This is a genomic window from Pseudomonas sp. S2_H01 (genome assembly GCF_054668305.1).
The window spans coordinates 2,352,305-2,367,019 of record NZ_CP162756.1 but is presented as its reverse complement, the minus strand read 5'-3'; the positions used below and the strand labels follow the sequence as shown (position 1 = coordinate 2,367,019).

The following is a 14,715-nucleotide window of genomic DNA, read 5'->3' as shown; positions in this document are numbered from 1 at the left end:
TTTTCATGAAGATCGGCGTAATCGGTGGCGGCCAGCTGGGCCGCATGTTGGCACTGGCGGGCACTCCGCTGGGAATGAACTTCGCGTTTCTCGACCCCGCTCCGGACGCGTGCGCTGCTGCGCTGGGCGAGCATCTGCGTGCCGATTACGGCGATCAGGATCATCTGCGTCAGCTCGCTGATGAAGTCGATCTGGTCACGTTCGAATTCGAAAGCGTGCCCGCTGAAACCGTTGCGTTTCTGTCCCAGTTCGTACCGGTCTATCCGAGCGCTGACGCCTTGCGCATTGCCCGTGATCGCTGGTTCGAAAAGAGCATGTTCAAGGACCTCGGCATTCCGACGCCTGCGTTCGCCGACATCCAGTCTCAAGCAGAGCTGGATGCCGCCGTTGTCAGCATCGGCCTGCCGGCTGTGCTGAAAACCCGCACCCTGGGTTACGACGGCAAAGGCCAGAAAGTCCTGCGCACACCGGAAGACGTGGTCGGTACCTTCGCTGAGCTGGGCAGCGTGCCTTGCCTGCTCGAAGGCTTCGTGCCGTTCACCGGCGAAGTCTCGCTGATCGCCGTGCGTGCCCGTGATGGTGAAACCCGCTTCTATCCGCTGGTGCACAACACCCACGACAGCGGCATCCTGCGCCTGTCCATCGCCAGCACTGACCACCCGCTTCAGGCCTTGGCCGAAGACTACGCCGGTCGTGTCCTCAAGCAGCTGGATTACGTGGGCGTGCTGGCATTCGAATTCTTCGAGGTCGATGGCGGCCTGAAAGCCAACGAAATCGCTCCGCGCGTTCACAACTCCGGTCACTGGACCACCGAAGGCGCCGAGTGCAGCCAGTTCGAAAACCACCTGCGCGCCGTTGCTGGCCTGCCGTTGGGCTCGACGGCCAAGGTCGGCGAGAGCGCGATGCTCAACTTCATCGGTGAAGTCCCGGCGGTGGACAAGGTTATTGCCATCGAAGACTGCCACCTGCATCACTACGCAAAGGCATTCAAGGCGGGCCGCAAGGTGGGTCACGCCACCGTGCGCAGCAAGGACCGCGCAACGCTGGATCGCCAGGTGAAGTTGGTTGAGGCGTTGATCAAGAACTGATCGGCTGCGTCACCGCCTTTGTAGGCGCGCCCAGACCAAGGGCGCGCCTACAGTGATCGAGTCGCATGCGGACTTTTGTTTGAACCATTCATCCCCCGTACCCCTCTCATAGCGTGTTGCCAATTGCCTACTAGGCTTTGGCATATTCATTCAAACAGAGGGAAATGGCATGGGAATCATCGGAACCATCTTCATCGGCCTGATCGTCGGTCTGCTGGCTCGCTTTCTGAAGCCTGGCGACGACAGCATGGGCTGGATCATGACCATTGTCCTGGGTATCGCCGGCTCTCTGGCCGCGACCTACGGTGGTCAGGCGCTGGGCATCTATCAGGCCGGTCAGGGTGCGGGTTTCCTGGGTGCGCTGGTTGGCGCGATTGTCCTGCTGGTGATCTACGGCATGATCAAAAAGAAGTGAAACTGAGTCTGGCCCTCTGCGCTATTGCCGCGCGGAGGGCTAGAATGCCCGGCACTTGAACCCTCCATGCCGAGCCCCTTAATGCGTCGTCTCCTCTTCGTTATCCTGCTGCTGGTCTGTGGACTGGCACGCGCCGCCGATCTCCCGGAAACCGACTGGCTCGAACTGATGCCCAAGTCGGACCAGAAAGCCCTCGAAGCCATGCCCGAAATCGATCACAACTCCCCGGAAGCCCAGGGAACGTTCGACAGCAAGGGTGGGCTGAAGCAGAGCAAAGGCCTGCCCGCCGTGATGTATTCGACCAAGACTGTCGCGGCCATGGACGGCAAGAATATTCGCCTTGGCGGTTACCCGGTGCCGCTGGAAACCGACGCCAAAGGGCACAGCACGCTGTTCTTCCTGGTGCCTTACCCCGGCGCCTGCATCCACGTGCCGCCACCGCCACCGAACCAGCTGGTGCTGGTGCGTTACCCGAAAGGCTTGAAGATCGACGACATCTACACGCCGCTGTGGGTCATCGGCACGCTCAAGGTCGAGAAAGTCAGCAACGATCTGGCTGACGCGGCTTATGCACTGGATGCGTCGAAGGTGCGTGTGGTAGTAGAGGCGGATTTGTAAGAATCGGTTATGGTCTGACGCAGCTTCGTGTAGGAGCGCGTTTGGTCCGGGCGCTCCTACAAAGGCACCGACTCCTGTCAGGCGTCAGTCAACGGCTCAGCCCAAATACTCACGCTCATCACATGCATGTCGTTCGGCTTGATGGTCACGATGTCCGTCATGACGTTTGCCGTCTCGACGCACACCATGTTCTGCCAGCCATTGGCTTCCATGTCGCTGAACGTCTTGGTCTTCTCGATCCAGGGATTCCACACCACCGCTGAGCTTGAGCCGGTGGTCTGGATCTGAATCTTGCGCTTCCACTCAGGGTCAATCACCGAAATCAGGTCAGGCGTGTCCTGATAGATACGGTCCGTCTCGCCACTGAAGGTAATGTCACCGGCTTGCACCTTCTGCTGTTCCCAGCTTTCCAGCGTGTTCAGGTAACTCACGCCGTCCAGGCCTTCGATGCGAACCTGCTTGATATCGCTGACCGCGAAATAACTGTGCAGCGCCTGGCTCAACGTGACGTCTTCAGGCCCCGCATTGAAGCTCAACAGGCTGACGTTCAAGGCCGCATCCATACGAATCTGCAGCTTCAGGCCCACGGTGTGCGGCCAGCCCGGCAGATGCCCTTCGGCTTTGGGCTGAATGAACTCGACGATCAATGCATCGCCATCTTCGCCCATGCCCATCAACTCCCAGTCGATGGCGCGGACCTCGCCGTGGGCGTTGGCCGGCTCGCTGCTTTGACGCATCGCCTGGACGCTTTGCGGGTTGCGCTGAAAGTTGCCGAACCACGGCCAGCAGATCGGCATGCCGCCACGAATCGCCTTGCCGTGTTTGAACAGCGCGCCAGGGTTGGACCAGATCAAAGGCTGATCGCCGTCGACTTGATAACTGATGATGTGCGCGCCCTGCTGGGCAACCACCAGTTCGGCCTGACCGTGGCGAATACGCCAGCAATTGAGCTCACCGAGCTGGATGGATTCGACTTCTGGCGTAGGCATAGGGGTACTCACTCAAAGGACAGTGACTGAATCAGACTGTGCCAAGCTTGATGAGTTTAGTGCGCCCTGCCAAGTGCGAAGAACGCAGCGCCAGGCGGTTTCAGCGCCGCGCAGGAACCGAACGCGTGCGGCCACTGCCGTCGATCGCGACGAACACGAATACGGCTTCAGTCACCTTGCGCCATTCGCTGGACAGCGGATCATCGCTCCATACCTCGACCATCATCTGAATCGAGCTGCGGCCGATTTCCAGGGTCTGTGTATAAAAAGACAGCTGCGCGCCCACGGCGACCGGCACCAGAAAGGCCATGCGATCAATGGCTACGGTGGCCACGCGACCGCCTGCGACCTTGCTGGCCATGGCAGTACCTGCCAGGTCCATCTGGGCGACCAGCCAGCCACCGAAAATATCGCCGAAGCCATTGGTTTCGCGGGGAAGGGCGGTGATTTGCAGCGCGAGATCGCCCTGCGGTATAGGATCTTCCTGTTCAAGTTCGTTCATTGCCTGGGGCCTCTGACCCATGACTCTCTAAGTCTTCATCACGTTAAATTAGGGAAACTCTGCGAAAACGACTTGGGTAAATGGTTTCGCACAAATTCCCTGAAAGACCGGTTGAGCCGCGGCCAGCGAGTATATCGGGCCATGGTTGAAGCTTCGACCGTTCGGTTCTGATTTTGACTGGCTGTTGTTTCGGTCTATGTGCATTTGGAAACAATTTGCTATCGTGCCGGACCGATTTGGCGCACTACGCCGTTATTGGCACGCAATTTTGATGCCCGATTACATCTTCGAGTCGATAAATCGCGTGCACAGCCGTTATCCCCGGCTGCATCGCAATTGATTTTTCGTCCCAAGAGAGCCTCAAAAGAGAAGCCCCTGTTATGTCCTCTGTGTCCACAAATGCTGCGCAGCCATCGCGTCCGCTGACTCGCAACGATTACAAAACCCTCTCGCTTTCTGCGCTCGGCGGGGCGTTGGAATTCTACGACTTCATCATTTTTGTGTTCTTCGCGGCGGTGGTCGGCAAGCTGTTCTTCCCCGTGGACATGCCGGAATGGTTACGTTTGATGCAAACGTTTGGCATTTTTGCCGCCGGTTATCTGGCTCGGCCGTTGGGCGGCATCGTCATGGCGCACTTTGGCGATTTGCTGGGTCGCAAGAAAATGTTCACCTTGAGCATTTTCTTGATGGCTGTGCCGACCTTGATCATGGGCCTACTGCCCACCTATGCGCAGATTGGTATCTGGGCGCCACTTTTGTTGCTGCTGATGCGCGTCATTCAGGGTGCCGCGATTGGTGGCGAAGTGCCGGGTGCGTGGGTATTCGTTTCCGAGCACGTTCCCGCACGTAACGTCGGTTACGCCTGCGGTACCCTCACCTCCGGTCTCACTGCGGGCATTTTGCTCGGTTCGCTGGTGGCGACCTGGATCAACAGTCTCTACACCCCGGCCGAAGTGTCGGACTACGCCTGGCGGATCCCTTTCCTGCTGGGCGGTGTGTTTGGTCTGATGTCGGTCTATCTGCGTCGCTGGCTGCACGAGACGCCGGTCTTCGCTGAACTTCAACTGCGCAAAGCGCTGGCTGAAGAGGTCCCGCTCAAGGCTGTGCTGCGTGACCATCGCGGCGCGGTCGTGCTGTCGATGGCCCTGACCTGGCTGCTGTCGGCCGGTGTGGTCGTCGTCATCCTGATGACCCCAACGTTGCTGCAAACCACCTACGGTTTCGCCCCGGCTGTCACTCTGAAGGCCAACAGCCTGGCGATCGTCCTGCTGAGTCTGGGCTGCATCGGCGCAGGCGCGCTGGCGGACCGTTTTGGCGCGGGTCTGGTGTTCTTGTTTGGCTCGCTGGGATTGTTGGTCAGTTCCTGGACCTTCTACCACACCGTAGGTGCTCATCCTGACTGGCTGTACCCGCTGTACGCCATCACCGGCTTGTTCGTGGGCACCATCGGCGCCGTTCCGTTCGTGATGGTAAAAGCCTTCCCGCCGGTCGTGCGTTTCTCGGGCTTATCGTTCTCCTACAACTTGGCGTATGCCATCTTTGGCGGCCTGACACCAATGATCGTCACGCTGATGCTCAAGGCCAACCCGATGGGGCCGGCCTGGTACGTGGCGGGGCTGTGTGTGTTGGGGATGGTGATTGGGGTGTATCTGCTCAAGCGAACGCCCCACTGACACGAAAGAAATGCCTTGTTGCAAACAAACGGCTTAATTTAAGGCCGCCCTCCTAAAAAGGATGGCGGCCTTTCATTTTTTTGTCACATCTCGGTCATAGAGTAGTCACAAGGCCATCACAGACCCGGCCAACCCTTCACCTCGCCAGGAGCCAGGCATGACACTCAAGCGTTTGATGTCCGCATTCACCTTCGTAGCGGCGAGCGTCGCTGCAGTTCACGCGATGGCGGCGGTTGACCCCGCGATCAAGCCTTATGTCAAAACCACGGGGGTGTCCGGCAACCTTTCCAGTGTCGGCTCCGATACGTTGGCCAACTTGATGACGATGTGGGCCGAGGCTTACAAAAAAGAATACCCAAGCGTAAACATTCAGATTCAGGCGGCCGGATCGTCGACGGCGCCACCGGCGCTGACGGAGGGCACGGCCACGTTGGGGCCGATGAGCCGCAAGATGAAAGACGGCGAGCTGTCTGCCTTTGAGCAAAAGTATGGCTACAAGCCGACGGCGATTCCGGTTGCGGTGGACGCACTGGCGATATTTGTCCACAAGGACAACCCGATCAAGGGGCTGACGTTGCAGCAAGTGGATGCGATTTTCTCCGCGACCCGTCTGTGCGGCGCCAAGGCGGACGCGAAGACCTGGGGTGATATCGGTGTGACCGGTGACCTGGCAGGCAAATCGATCCAGCTGTTCGGCCGTAACTCGGTGTCCGGCACCTACGGCTATTTCAAGGAAGAGGCCTTGTGCAAAGGTGACTTCAAACCCAACGTCAACGAGCAGCCGGGTTCGGCGTCGGTGGTGAGCTCGATCAGCAGCTCGCTCAACGGCATTGGTTACTCAGGTATCGGTTATAAAACGTCCAGCGTGCGCACCGTGCCACTGGCGAAGAAAGAGGGCGGCGAGTTCATCGAAGACAACGAAACCAACGCGCTGAACGGCACGTATCCGCTGGCGCGCTTCCTTTATGTCTACGTCAACAAGGCGCCGAACAAGCCCCTGAATCCGCTCGAAGCCGAGTTCGTAAAACTGGTGCTGTCAAAACAGGGTCAGGAAGTTGTCATGAAAGACGGGTACATTCCTCTACCAGCCAAGGTCGTAAGCAAAGCGTTGGCTGATCTGGGGCTATAAAAACGGCGAGCGCGCGGCGCTTGCGGATAACCCTGATGCGGGGTGACAGGTTCGTCCCGCCAAAAACGAAAAAGGCCTTATGGAACGAGGCTCGCGAAACAATGAGCAGTCCGTTGCCACGATTCCGGGGCGACGGGCTTTTTTGCGTCACCCCGCTGTCATGTATTTGTCATACAGAGTGGCTAGGGTGTGCGCATGAATGATTTGGCCAATTCATCGATGACCGAAAGATCCCCTCCTGAGCGCATTGATTTCAATACGCCCGAGCTGCAACGCAAGCGTCGTATTCGTGCGCTCAAGGATCGTCTGACGCGCTGGTACGTGCTGGTCGGCGGTCTTGCCGTCTTGGCCGCAATCACCCTGATTTTCTTTTACCTCGCCTATGTCGTCGCGCCTCTCTTTCAGGGGGCGAAGCTGACCGCCAATAGCGTTCAAACGCCTGCCTGGCTGCAGGATGCTGGCAAACCGATGGTGCTGGTCATCGAAGAGCAGAATCAGGTCGGCATGCGCGTATCCGACAAAGGCGAAGCGCTGTTCTTTCTTCTCAGTGACGGCCGCGAGCTGTCGCGTGTGGCGCTGCCGGTGCCTGCAGGCGCGCACGTGACCTCGGTTGCGCAGGATCAACCCGGCAAGCCGTTGATCGCAGTGGGTTTGTCCAACGGTCAGGTGCTGGTGTTCAAACATGCTTACCCGATCACGTACCCGGGCAACCAGAAAACCATCACGCCGGCCATTACGTACCCCTACGGCGAGGCGCCTTTGGTGCTCGACGAAGAAGGGCGGGCGCTGGAACACGTCAGCCTCAATGCCAACGACTCCACCTTGATTCTTGCGGGCGCGACCGGCGCCCAGCTGCACGTGCTGTCTCTGACGCAGGCCGAAAACCTGATGACGGGCGAGACGACCAACGAGCAAAGCCGCATCGATCTGCCGCAATTGTCCGCGGCCGTGAAGGCGATCTACGTCGACCCGCGTCAGCAGTGGCTGTATGTGATCAATGGCCGTGCTCAAGCAGACGTTTTCAACCTTCGCGATCGCACGCTGAACGGCCGTTACAAGCTGCTTGAAGACGCCAATGCCGAAACCACGGCCAGCACCCAGCTCGTCGGCGGTATCTCGCTGATGATTGGCAGCTCCAGAGGCAACATCGCGCAATGGTTCATGGCCCGTGATGTCGATGGCGAGATGCGCCTCCAGCACATTCGTGACTTCAAAATGGGCGGTGCGCCGATCTCGCAGATCACGGCCGAGCAACGCCGCAAAGGCTTCATTGCCATGGACACCGCTGGCAAGCTGGGCGTGTTTCACAGCACTGCACATCGCACGCTGCTGATCGACCCGGTCGCCAGCGGCCCGGCCGTCATGGGCCTGTCGCCGCGTGCCGACCGCATCGTCGTCGAGGACGGCGGCAAGTTGCTACCGCTGAGTCTGAAGAACCCGCACCCGGAAGTGTCGTGGAGCGCGTTATGGGACAAGGTCTGGTACGAGAACTACGACGAGCCCAAGTACATCTGGCAGTCCACCGCATCCAACAGTGATTTCGAGCCCAAACTGAGTCTGGCGCCGCTGACGTATGGCACGCTCAAGGCTGCGTTTTACGCGATGTTGCTGGCAGCGCCGCTGGCGGTGGCTGCGGCCATTTACACGGCCTACTTCATGGCGCCGGGCATGCGCCGCAAGGTCAAGCCGGTGATTGAACTGATGGAAGCCATGCCGACAGTGATTCTCGGCTTCTTCGCGGGCCTGTTTCTGGCGCCTTATCTGGAAGGGCATCTGCCGGGCATCTTCAGTCTGCTGATTTTCACGCCCATCGGCATCTTGTTGGCGGGCTTCCTGTGGACCCGCCTGCCCGATTCGATCCGCCTGCGGGTGCCGGAGGGTTGGGAAAGCGCGATCCTGATCCCTGTGGTGCTGCTGGTGGGCTGGGTTTCGCTTGGCATGAGCTCGCACATGGAGAACTGGTTCTTCGGCGGCGACATGCGCTCGTGGATCACTAACGATCTGGGCATCACCTACGACCAGCGCAACGCCCTGGTGGTCGGGCTGGCGATGGGCTTTGCCGTGATTCCGAACATCTATTCGATTGCCGAAGACGCGATCTTCAGCGTGCCGCGCGGCCTGACCCTGGGCTCACTCGCCTTGGGTGCAACGCCCTGGCAGACCTTGACCCGCGTGGTCATCCTGACCGCCAGCCCCGGTATTTTCTCGGCACTGATGATCGGCATGGGCCGCGCGGTAGGCGAAACCATGATTGTGCTGATGGCCACCGGCAATACGCCGATCATGGACATGAACCTGTTTGAAGGCATGCGCACGCTGGCGGCCAACGTTGCGGTGGAAATGCCGGAGTCCGAAGTGGGCGGCAGTCACTACCGCGTGTTGTTTTTGGCGGCGTTGGTGCTGCTGATGTTCACCTTTGTCATGAACACCTTGGCGGAGCTGATTCGTCAGCGCCTGCGCAAGCAGTATTCGTCTCTCTAGGGCAGGTAGATACCGATGAAAAAGACCTCCCTGAAGAGCTGGTTCAAAAGCGGTGGCCCCGGTGTCTGGTTGAGTGCGGGTGCTGTGTCTATCGCCGTGATCATGACCATCGGGCTGTTGGCTGTGATTGCCGTGCGCGGCCTTGGGCATTTCTGGCCCGCTGACGTGATCTCTGCGCACTACGACGTGCCTGGCCAGGAGAAGAATGTACTGGTGGGCGAACTGGTGCAGTCCGAGCAAGTGCCGCGTGCCCGCCTCAAGGCCGCCGGTCTTCCGGTGCCGGATCAGGGGCCTGAGTTCATGACCCGCGATCTGTTCAAGGTCGGTAACCGCGACATCAGCCCCAGCGATTTCAACTGGGTGATCGGCGAGTGGCTCACCGATCAGACCAAGCCTGCCGAACTGATGACGATCGAACGCCGCGAGTGGGGCAATTTCTACGGCTATCTGGTCAACGTCAAAGAGAACGGCAACGTTGTCGCCCAGGGAGAGGCGGCCTGGCCGCAACTGCAGGAACGTATCAAGCGGGTGCAGGCGATCTCGGACGAACTGGACGGTCTGGAAAAGTCAGACATCGGGGCCATCAACCATGGGATCGAACGCTTGCGCCTGCAAGCCCGCAAGCTCGAATTGAACGGCAAGCTCGACGCCGAAGCCCAGGCCGACATGGCCTCGGAGCGTGCCGAGTACGATGCACGCTACAAGGACATCGAATCGCGCCTCGCTGCCTTGCACGCCGATTTCAACCGCGACAGCCTGACCGCGCGCGATGCCAACGGTAAAGAAGTCGAAATCAGCCTGGGCAAGGTGGTGCACGCTTACCAACCCAATGCCATGGGGATCGGCACCAAGCTGGGCTTCTATTTCCAGAAGTTGTGGGAATTCCTCAGCGACGACCCGCGTGAGGCGAATACCGAAGGCGGCATCTTCCCGGCGATATTCGGCACGGTCATGATGACGTTGATCATGGCGGTAATCGTGACGCCATTCGGCGTGCTGGCGGCGGTTTACCTGCGCGAGTATGCCCGCCAGGGGCCGGTGACCCGACTGATCCGTATCGCGGTGAACAACCTCGCCGGCGTTCCGGCCATTGTTTACGGCGTGTTCGGTCTGGGCTTTTTCGTCTATGTGCTGGGCGGCTCGCTCGATCAGCTGTTTTTCCCCGAGGCACTTCCAGCCCCGACCTTCGGTACGCCGGGCCTGCTGTGGGCGTCGTTGACGCTGGCGTTGCTGGCCGTGCCGGTGGTGATCGTTGCGACGGAAGAAGGTCTGGCGCGTATCCCTTTGAGCCTGCGTGAAGGTTCGCTGGCGCTCGGTGCGACCAAGGCCGAAACGCTGTGGAAGATTGTCCTGCCCATGGCCAGCCCGGCGATGATGACCGGCTTGATCCTGGCCGTGGCGCGCGCAGCGGGAGAAGTGGCGCCGCTGATGCTGGTCGGCGTGGTCAAGCTGGCACCGTCGCTGCCGCTGGACGGCAACTATCCGTATCTGCACCTCGACCAGAAGATCATGCACCTGGGCTTCCACATCTACGACGTCGGCTTTCAAAGCCCCAACGTCGAAGCGGCGCGGCCGTTGGTGTATGCCACGGCGCTGTTGCTGGTGCTGGTGATCGCATTGTTGAACCTGTCGGCGGTGACGATCCGTAACCGCCTGCGCGAGAAGTACAAAGCGCTGGAAGAATGATTGAAAGCCACAAGCGGCGAGCTAAACGCGGTCAGTCAAACGCCGCACGCCGCTTCTGCTCGAACTTGCAGCTTGCAGTTCGATGCGTGCCGCTATGAACGGAGTGAGAACATGCAGCATGAACCCCACACCCACGGCATCAACATGTCGGCATTGGGTCGCAAGCGTCAGGGACTGGACTTGGCCAGCGAAGCCGTTGCGCTGGAAGTCCCGGGCCTGAGCCTGTTTTACGGCGAAAAGCAGGCGCTGTTCGACATTCAGATGAACATCCCGAAACAACGCGTCACGTCGTTCATCGGACCGTCTGGCTGCGGCAAGTCCACGTTGCTGCGCACCTTCAACCGGATGAACGATCTGGTCGACGGCTGCCGTGTGCAGGGCGAGATCAAGCTTTACGGGCATGACATTTACACCAAGGGCGAAGACGTCGCCGAACTGCGCCGTCGCGTGGGCATGGTGTTTCAGAAGCCCAACCCGTTTCCCAAGACCATTTACGAGAACGTCGTTTATGGCCTGCGGATTCAGGGCATCAATAAAAAGCGCACGCTCGACGAGGCTGTCGAGTGGGCGTTGCGTGGCGCGGCGTTGTGGGATGAGGTCAAGGACCGCCTGCACGAGTCGGCGCTCGGGCTTTCCGGTGGTCAGCAGCAACGTCTGGTGATCGCCCGCACTATCGCCGTCGAACCCGAAGTACTGCTGCTGGATGAGCCGTGCTCCGCGCTTGACCCGATTTCGACGTTAAAAGTCGAAGAGCTGATCTACGAACTGAAATCCAAATACACCATTGTGATCGTTACCCACAACATGCAGCAGGCGGCGCGCGTGTCGGATTACACCGCGTTTCTGTACATGGGCAAGGTGGTCGAGTTCGGGGACACCGATACGTTGTTCACCAATCCGACCAAAAAACAGACTGAAGACTACATAACCGGTCGTTACGGCTAGCACGTGTTTCGTCAGCCCTGAACCACCGCGCAATCAATCGGACGGACACTCAGCATGATCAAAGACAGCCATACACATCACATCTCCCAGCAGTTCAACGCTGAACTGGAAGAAGTTCGCAGCCACCTGCTGGAAATGGGTGGTCTGGTCGAGAAGCAGGTCAACGACGCGGTCACCGCGCTGATCGACGCCGACTCGGGCCTTGCCCAGCGCGTTCGTGAGGTCGACGACCGCATCAACCAGATGGAGCGCAACATTGACGAAGAGTGCCTGCGCATTCTGGCCCGCCGTCAGCCTGCCGCTTCGGACCTGCGCCTGATCATCAGCATTTCCAAGTCCGTGATCGACCTGGAGCGCATCGGTGACGAATCCACCAAGATCGCCCGTCGCGCCATCCAGCTGTGCGAAGAAGGCGAGTCGCCGCGGGGTTACGTCGAAGTGCGCCACATCGGCGACCAGGTTCGCAGCATGGTGCGTGATGCACTCGACTCGTTCGCTCGTTTCGACGCCGATCTGGCCCTGTCGGTTGCGCAGTACGACAAGACCATCGACCGCGAGTACAAGACCGCGCTGCGTGAGCTGGTCACGTACATGATGGAAGACCCGCGCTCGATTTCCCGCGTTCTGAACGTGATCTGGGTGCTGCGCTCGCTGGAGCGCATTGGTGACCACGCTCGCAACATCTCGGAGCTGGTGATCTATCTGGTGCGCGGCACTGATGTGCGTCACCTTGGCCTCAAGCGCATGCAGGAAGAAGTCAAAGGTCTGTCCGCCGAAATACCTAATGTTCCGGGCGCACCTGACGATAAGTAAGATTGCCTGAGAAAAAACGCCTGGCGAACGCCGGGCGTTTTTGTTTTTGCAGGCACCTCTTTTTTCGGTCACCCGCGAATAAATGTCCCGGTGTCGTCAAACAATTTGGCAGTTGGCCACCAGCCAGCGATATGCTCGCCATTTGCGGTGAACACGCCATCAGGAGCGTCGATGAGTAAAGTCAGTGTATTGGTGGTGGATGACGCGCCGTTCATCCGCGATCTGGTCAAGAAAGGGCTGCGTAATGCGTTCCCTGGCGTCACCCTGGAAGATGCCGTCAATGGCCGTAAAGCCCAAGTGTTGCTGACCAAAGAGGTCTTCGATCTGGTGCTGTGCGATTGGGAAATGCCTGAGATGTCCGGGCTGGAATTGTTGACCTGGTGCCGTCAGCAAGAAAGCCTGAAAAACATGCCGTTCATCATGGTCACCAGCCGCGGTGACAAAGAGAACGTGATCCAGGCGATCCACGCCGGCGTTTCCGATTTCATCGGCAAGCCGTTCACCAACGAACAGTTGCTGACCAAGGTCAAGAAAGCGCTGCACAAAGTCGGCAAGCTGGAGGCCCTGCTGACCGGCGCCCCGGCGCGCGCCAACGCAGCCTTCGCCAATGACTCGCTGAGCGCGCTGACTGGCAATCGCCCTGAAACGGTGAGCGCGACGCCAGCCGCCGCGCCTGCACAACCTTTGATCAAACCCATGGCCAAGCCCGCTGCGGCGGCAGAGCCAACGGGCCGGGGTCAGGGGCAGTTGCGTCTTTCCAGTGGCACTCAGCCGTGTGTGATCAAGGCGCTGACCCTCAAGGAGGCGTCGCTGGTTGTGCGTCGCAGTGAAACCCTGCCGCAGATCCTCGACAGCGCCGTGCTCGATCTGGAGCAGGGCGACAACGCCGAGGTGGCACGTCTGAACGGTTACTTGCATGCCATCGCCGCATTCGAGCAGAAACCGGACAGTGACTGGCTGCAGCTGACCTTCCGTTTCGTCGACCAGGACACTCAGAAGCTCGACTACCTGTCGCGCCTGATCGCTCGTGGTACGGCGCAGAAGCACTTCGTGCCCGGAGCCTGATTCTGCTAACGCTGCAGAACCTGTAGGAGCAGTCGGAGGTTACGACGGCCGCGAATGCGATTTATCTGACACATCGCAATTCGCCACCGTCGTAACCTCCGGCAGCTCCTACAGTGGTTTGCGCGACCTGACCGCGATCCGACCCATCTCTATACCGTACGATTCTCGCGAATCAACGCGCTTCCTCAGGCAGTTGTTTCCAAGATATTCCTCTGTCAGCCCGACGAACCGCACTCCCTGCAAGCATAGAAATTGCAAATCCCTTCGCGCCTGACCCTGACGCGATTTCCTTGACGCTTCGTCTATTACCGATTGATACGGATGAGTCCTTTTCTATCGGTTTCGCTGTTAGGCTGGCCCCCATTGTCCCCTAAGCCAGGCCTATCCAGATGTTAGAGCGCTTGCTGACGGTGTGTGTACTGCTTCTGGCTGCGCAATCGGCCGCAGCTGTCACCATCTACAGATTCACCGATGCCAACGGAGTGGTTTCGTTTACCGACCAACCCGTCCCTGGCGCGCAGGTGATGAAACTCCGAGAGCGCATGGTTGAGCGCATCGACAGCCAGGTTCGCCTCAACGTCAAGAAAGCCAAAGGCACCGACAGCCTGTACGTGCGCAACGACCTGTATGCGCCGGTCGAAATCGAGCTGAGGTTGTCTGGCGTGAAAAACGTGGTCGGCGTCGCCGATCAGGTCATCCGCCGCACCATTCCTGCCCGCAGCAACGAACGATTGCTGGCCCTGAGCCCGCAAATCCCCAGCAAGGCCATGTCGTACAAGCCGAGCCTGCGCTCGATTGTCGGCGATCCTCAGCGCAGTGTTTCAGTCGGCGGGCTGGCTTACCGTTATCCGCTGCCGTGGGTCGGCGGTCCTTTCCGCATCAGTCAGGGGCCTAACGGTTCTTACAGCCATGTAGGCGCCAAGAGCCGTTACGCCATCGACATTGCCATGCCCGAAGGCACGCAGATCATCGCGGCCCGTAGCGGCACGGTGATCAAGACCGAGAACGGTCAGTCCGGGCGAGGGGCGAATCCTTCGGGCAACTTCGTGCGCATCCTCCACGACGACGGCACCATGGGTGTGTACCTGCACCTGATGCAGGGGTCGGTCAGCGTGAAGGAAGGTGAACGCGTGGCGGTAGGCACGCCGCTTGGGCGCTCAGGCAATACGGGCAACAGCACCGGCCCGCATTTGCACTTCGTGGTGCAGCGCAACGTCGGGCTGGCGCTGGAGTCGATTCCGTATGAGTTCGCACGGCCAGTGCAGAGCCTGCCGAATTTCGCCATCGGCGGGAATTGACCATTTTGGCTGA

At 59.5% G+C, this 14,715-nt stretch carries 13 protein-coding genes; 11 read left to right on the top strand and 2 right to left on the bottom strand.

Annotated elements, in window-relative coordinates:
* Nucleotides 1-5: 5 nt before the first annotated feature.
* The 3 genes from AB4N84_RS10505 to AB4N84_RS10495 all read left to right on the top strand — a co-directional run bounded on the left by AB4N84_RS10505 (nucleotide 6) and on the right by AB4N84_RS10495 (nucleotide 2,121).
* Entirely contained in the window at nucleotides 6-1,088 is a 1,083-nt protein-coding gene (locus AB4N84_RS10505; protein ID WP_460046259.1) for a 5-(carboxyamino)imidazole ribonucleotide synthase, read from the top strand.
* Between the two features lie 169 nt (nucleotides 1,089-1,257).
* Nucleotides 1,258-1,503 (top strand): GlsB/YeaQ/YmgE family stress response membrane protein, encoded by a 246-nt coding sequence (locus AB4N84_RS10500; RefSeq protein WP_460046258.1) that lies wholly within the window; start codon nucleotides 1,258-1,260, stop codon nucleotides 1,501-1,503.
* A gap of 81 nt (nucleotides 1,504-1,584) precedes the next feature.
* Complete coding sequence (locus AB4N84_RS10495) at nucleotides 1,585-2,121, top strand: DUF3299 domain-containing protein (protein ID WP_460046257.1); 537 nt, start codon at nucleotides 1,585-1,587, stop codon at nucleotides 2,119-2,121.
* A 77-nt stretch (nucleotides 2,122-2,198) separates the two neighbouring features.
* Here the strand turns inward: AB4N84_RS10495 and AB4N84_RS10490 are convergent, their stop codons facing one another.
* Complete coding sequence (locus AB4N84_RS10490) at nucleotides 2,199-3,110, bottom strand: D-hexose-6-phosphate mutarotase (RefSeq protein ID WP_460046256.1); 912 nt, start codon at nucleotides 3,108-3,110, stop codon at nucleotides 2,199-2,201.
* Between the two features lie 100 nt (nucleotides 3,111-3,210).
* The gene (locus tag AB4N84_RS10485; protein ID WP_062379844.1) at nucleotides 3,211-3,612 is read right to left on the bottom strand and encodes an acyl-CoA thioesterase; all 402 of its coding nucleotides are present in this window, start codon (nucleotides 3,610-3,612) and stop codon (nucleotides 3,211-3,213) included.
* Nucleotides 3,613-3,992: 380 nt separating this feature from the next.
* On the opposite strand from AB4N84_RS10485, the gene AB4N84_RS10480 reads away from it, so the two are divergent.
* The 8 genes from AB4N84_RS10480 to AB4N84_RS10445 all read left to right on the top strand — a co-directional run bounded on the left by AB4N84_RS10480 (nucleotide 3,993) and on the right by AB4N84_RS10445 (nucleotide 14,702).
* Nucleotides 3,993-5,285: an MFS transporter gene (locus tag AB4N84_RS10480; RefSeq protein WP_460046254.1), complete on the top strand. Its 1,293-nt coding sequence runs from the start codon at nucleotides 3,993-3,995 to the stop codon at nucleotides 5,283-5,285.
* A gap of 157 nt (nucleotides 5,286-5,442) precedes the next feature.
* Nucleotides 5,443-6,414, top strand: coding sequence for a phosphate ABC transporter substrate-binding protein PstS family protein (locus tag AB4N84_RS10475; RefSeq protein ID WP_074754768.1), 972 nt, complete (start codon nucleotides 5,443-5,445; stop codon nucleotides 6,412-6,414).
* Nucleotides 6,415-6,882: 468 nt separating this feature from the next.
* The gene (locus AB4N84_RS10470) at nucleotides 6,883-8,895 is read left to right on the top strand and encodes an ABC transporter permease subunit (RefSeq protein ID WP_460046986.1); all 2,013 of its coding nucleotides are present in this window, start codon (nucleotides 6,883-6,885) and stop codon (nucleotides 8,893-8,895) included.
* 15 nt (nucleotides 8,896-8,910) lie between these two features.
* Nucleotides 8,911-10,581 carry a phosphate ABC transporter permease PstA gene (pstA, locus tag AB4N84_RS10465; protein ID WP_460046253.1) on the top strand — a complete coding sequence of 557 codons (1,671 nt, stop codon included), beginning with the start codon at nucleotides 8,911-8,913 and terminating at the stop codon, nucleotides 10,579-10,581.
* A gap of 111 nt (nucleotides 10,582-10,692) precedes the next feature.
* On the top strand, nucleotides 10,693-11,526 hold the full coding sequence (pstB, locus tag AB4N84_RS10460) for a phosphate ABC transporter ATP-binding protein PstB (protein WP_074754762.1): 834 nt from the start codon (nucleotides 10,693-10,695) through the stop codon (nucleotides 11,524-11,526).
* Between the two features lie 54 nt (nucleotides 11,527-11,580).
* Nucleotides 11,581-12,339 carry a phosphate signaling complex protein PhoU gene (phoU, locus tag AB4N84_RS10455; protein ID WP_074754760.1) on the top strand — a complete coding sequence of 253 codons (759 nt, stop codon included), beginning with the start codon at nucleotides 11,581-11,583 and terminating at the stop codon, nucleotides 12,337-12,339.
* A 171-nt stretch (nucleotides 12,340-12,510) separates the two neighbouring features.
* Nucleotides 12,511-13,404, top strand: a complete 894-nt coding sequence (locus AB4N84_RS10450) for a response regulator (protein WP_074754758.1) — start codon at nucleotides 12,511-12,513, stop codon at nucleotides 13,402-13,404.
* Nucleotides 13,405-13,793: 389 nt separating this feature from the next.
* Nucleotides 13,794-14,702, top strand: coding sequence for a peptidoglycan DD-metalloendopeptidase family protein (locus AB4N84_RS10445; RefSeq protein ID WP_460046252.1), 909 nt, complete (start codon nucleotides 13,794-13,796; stop codon nucleotides 14,700-14,702).
* Nucleotides 14,703-14,715 lie beyond the last annotated feature (13 nt).

Bases quoted from the DNA above. Each gene is read 5' to 3' on its own strand.
- pstB (WP_074754762.1), top strand. From the start codon at position 10,693: ATGCAGCATGAACCCCACACCCACGGCATCAACATGTCGGCATTGGGT.
- AB4N84_RS10485 (WP_062379844.1), bottom strand. From the start codon at position 3,612: ATGAACGAACTTGAACAGGAAGATCCTATACCGCAGGGCGATCTCGCG.
- AB4N84_RS10475 (WP_074754768.1), top strand. From the start codon at position 5,443: ATGACACTCAAGCGTTTGATGTCCGCATTCACCTTCGTAGCGGCGAGC.
- AB4N84_RS10445 (WP_460046252.1), top strand. From the start codon at position 13,794: ATGTTAGAGCGCTTGCTGACGGTGTGTGTACTGCTTCTGGCTGCGCAA.
- AB4N84_RS10490 (WP_460046256.1), bottom strand. From the start codon at position 3,110: ATGCCTACGCCAGAAGTCGAATCCATCCAGCTCGGTGAGCTCAATTGC.
- AB4N84_RS10480 (WP_460046254.1), top strand. From the start codon at position 3,993: ATGTCCTCTGTGTCCACAAATGCTGCGCAGCCATCGCGTCCGCTGACT.
- AB4N84_RS10495 (WP_460046257.1), top strand. From the start codon at position 1,585: ATGCGTCGTCTCCTCTTCGTTATCCTGCTGCTGGTCTGTGGACTGGCA.
- pstA (WP_460046253.1), top strand. From the start codon at position 8,911: ATGAAAAAGACCTCCCTGAAGAGCTGGTTCAAAAGCGGTGGCCCCGGT.
- AB4N84_RS10500 (WP_460046258.1), top strand. From the start codon at position 1,258: ATGGGAATCATCGGAACCATCTTCATCGGCCTGATCGTCGGTCTGCTG.
- AB4N84_RS10505 (WP_460046259.1), top strand. From the start codon at position 6: ATGAAGATCGGCGTAATCGGTGGCGGCCAGCTGGGCCGCATGTTGGCA.
- phoU (WP_074754760.1), top strand. From the start codon at position 11,581: ATGATCAAAGACAGCCATACACATCACATCTCCCAGCAGTTCAACGCT.
- AB4N84_RS10450 (WP_074754758.1), top strand. From the start codon at position 12,511: ATGAGTAAAGTCAGTGTATTGGTGGTGGATGACGCGCCGTTCATCCGC.
- AB4N84_RS10470 (WP_460046986.1), top strand. From the start codon at position 6,883: ATGGTGCTGGTCATCGAAGAGCAGAATCAGGTCGGCATGCGCGTATCC.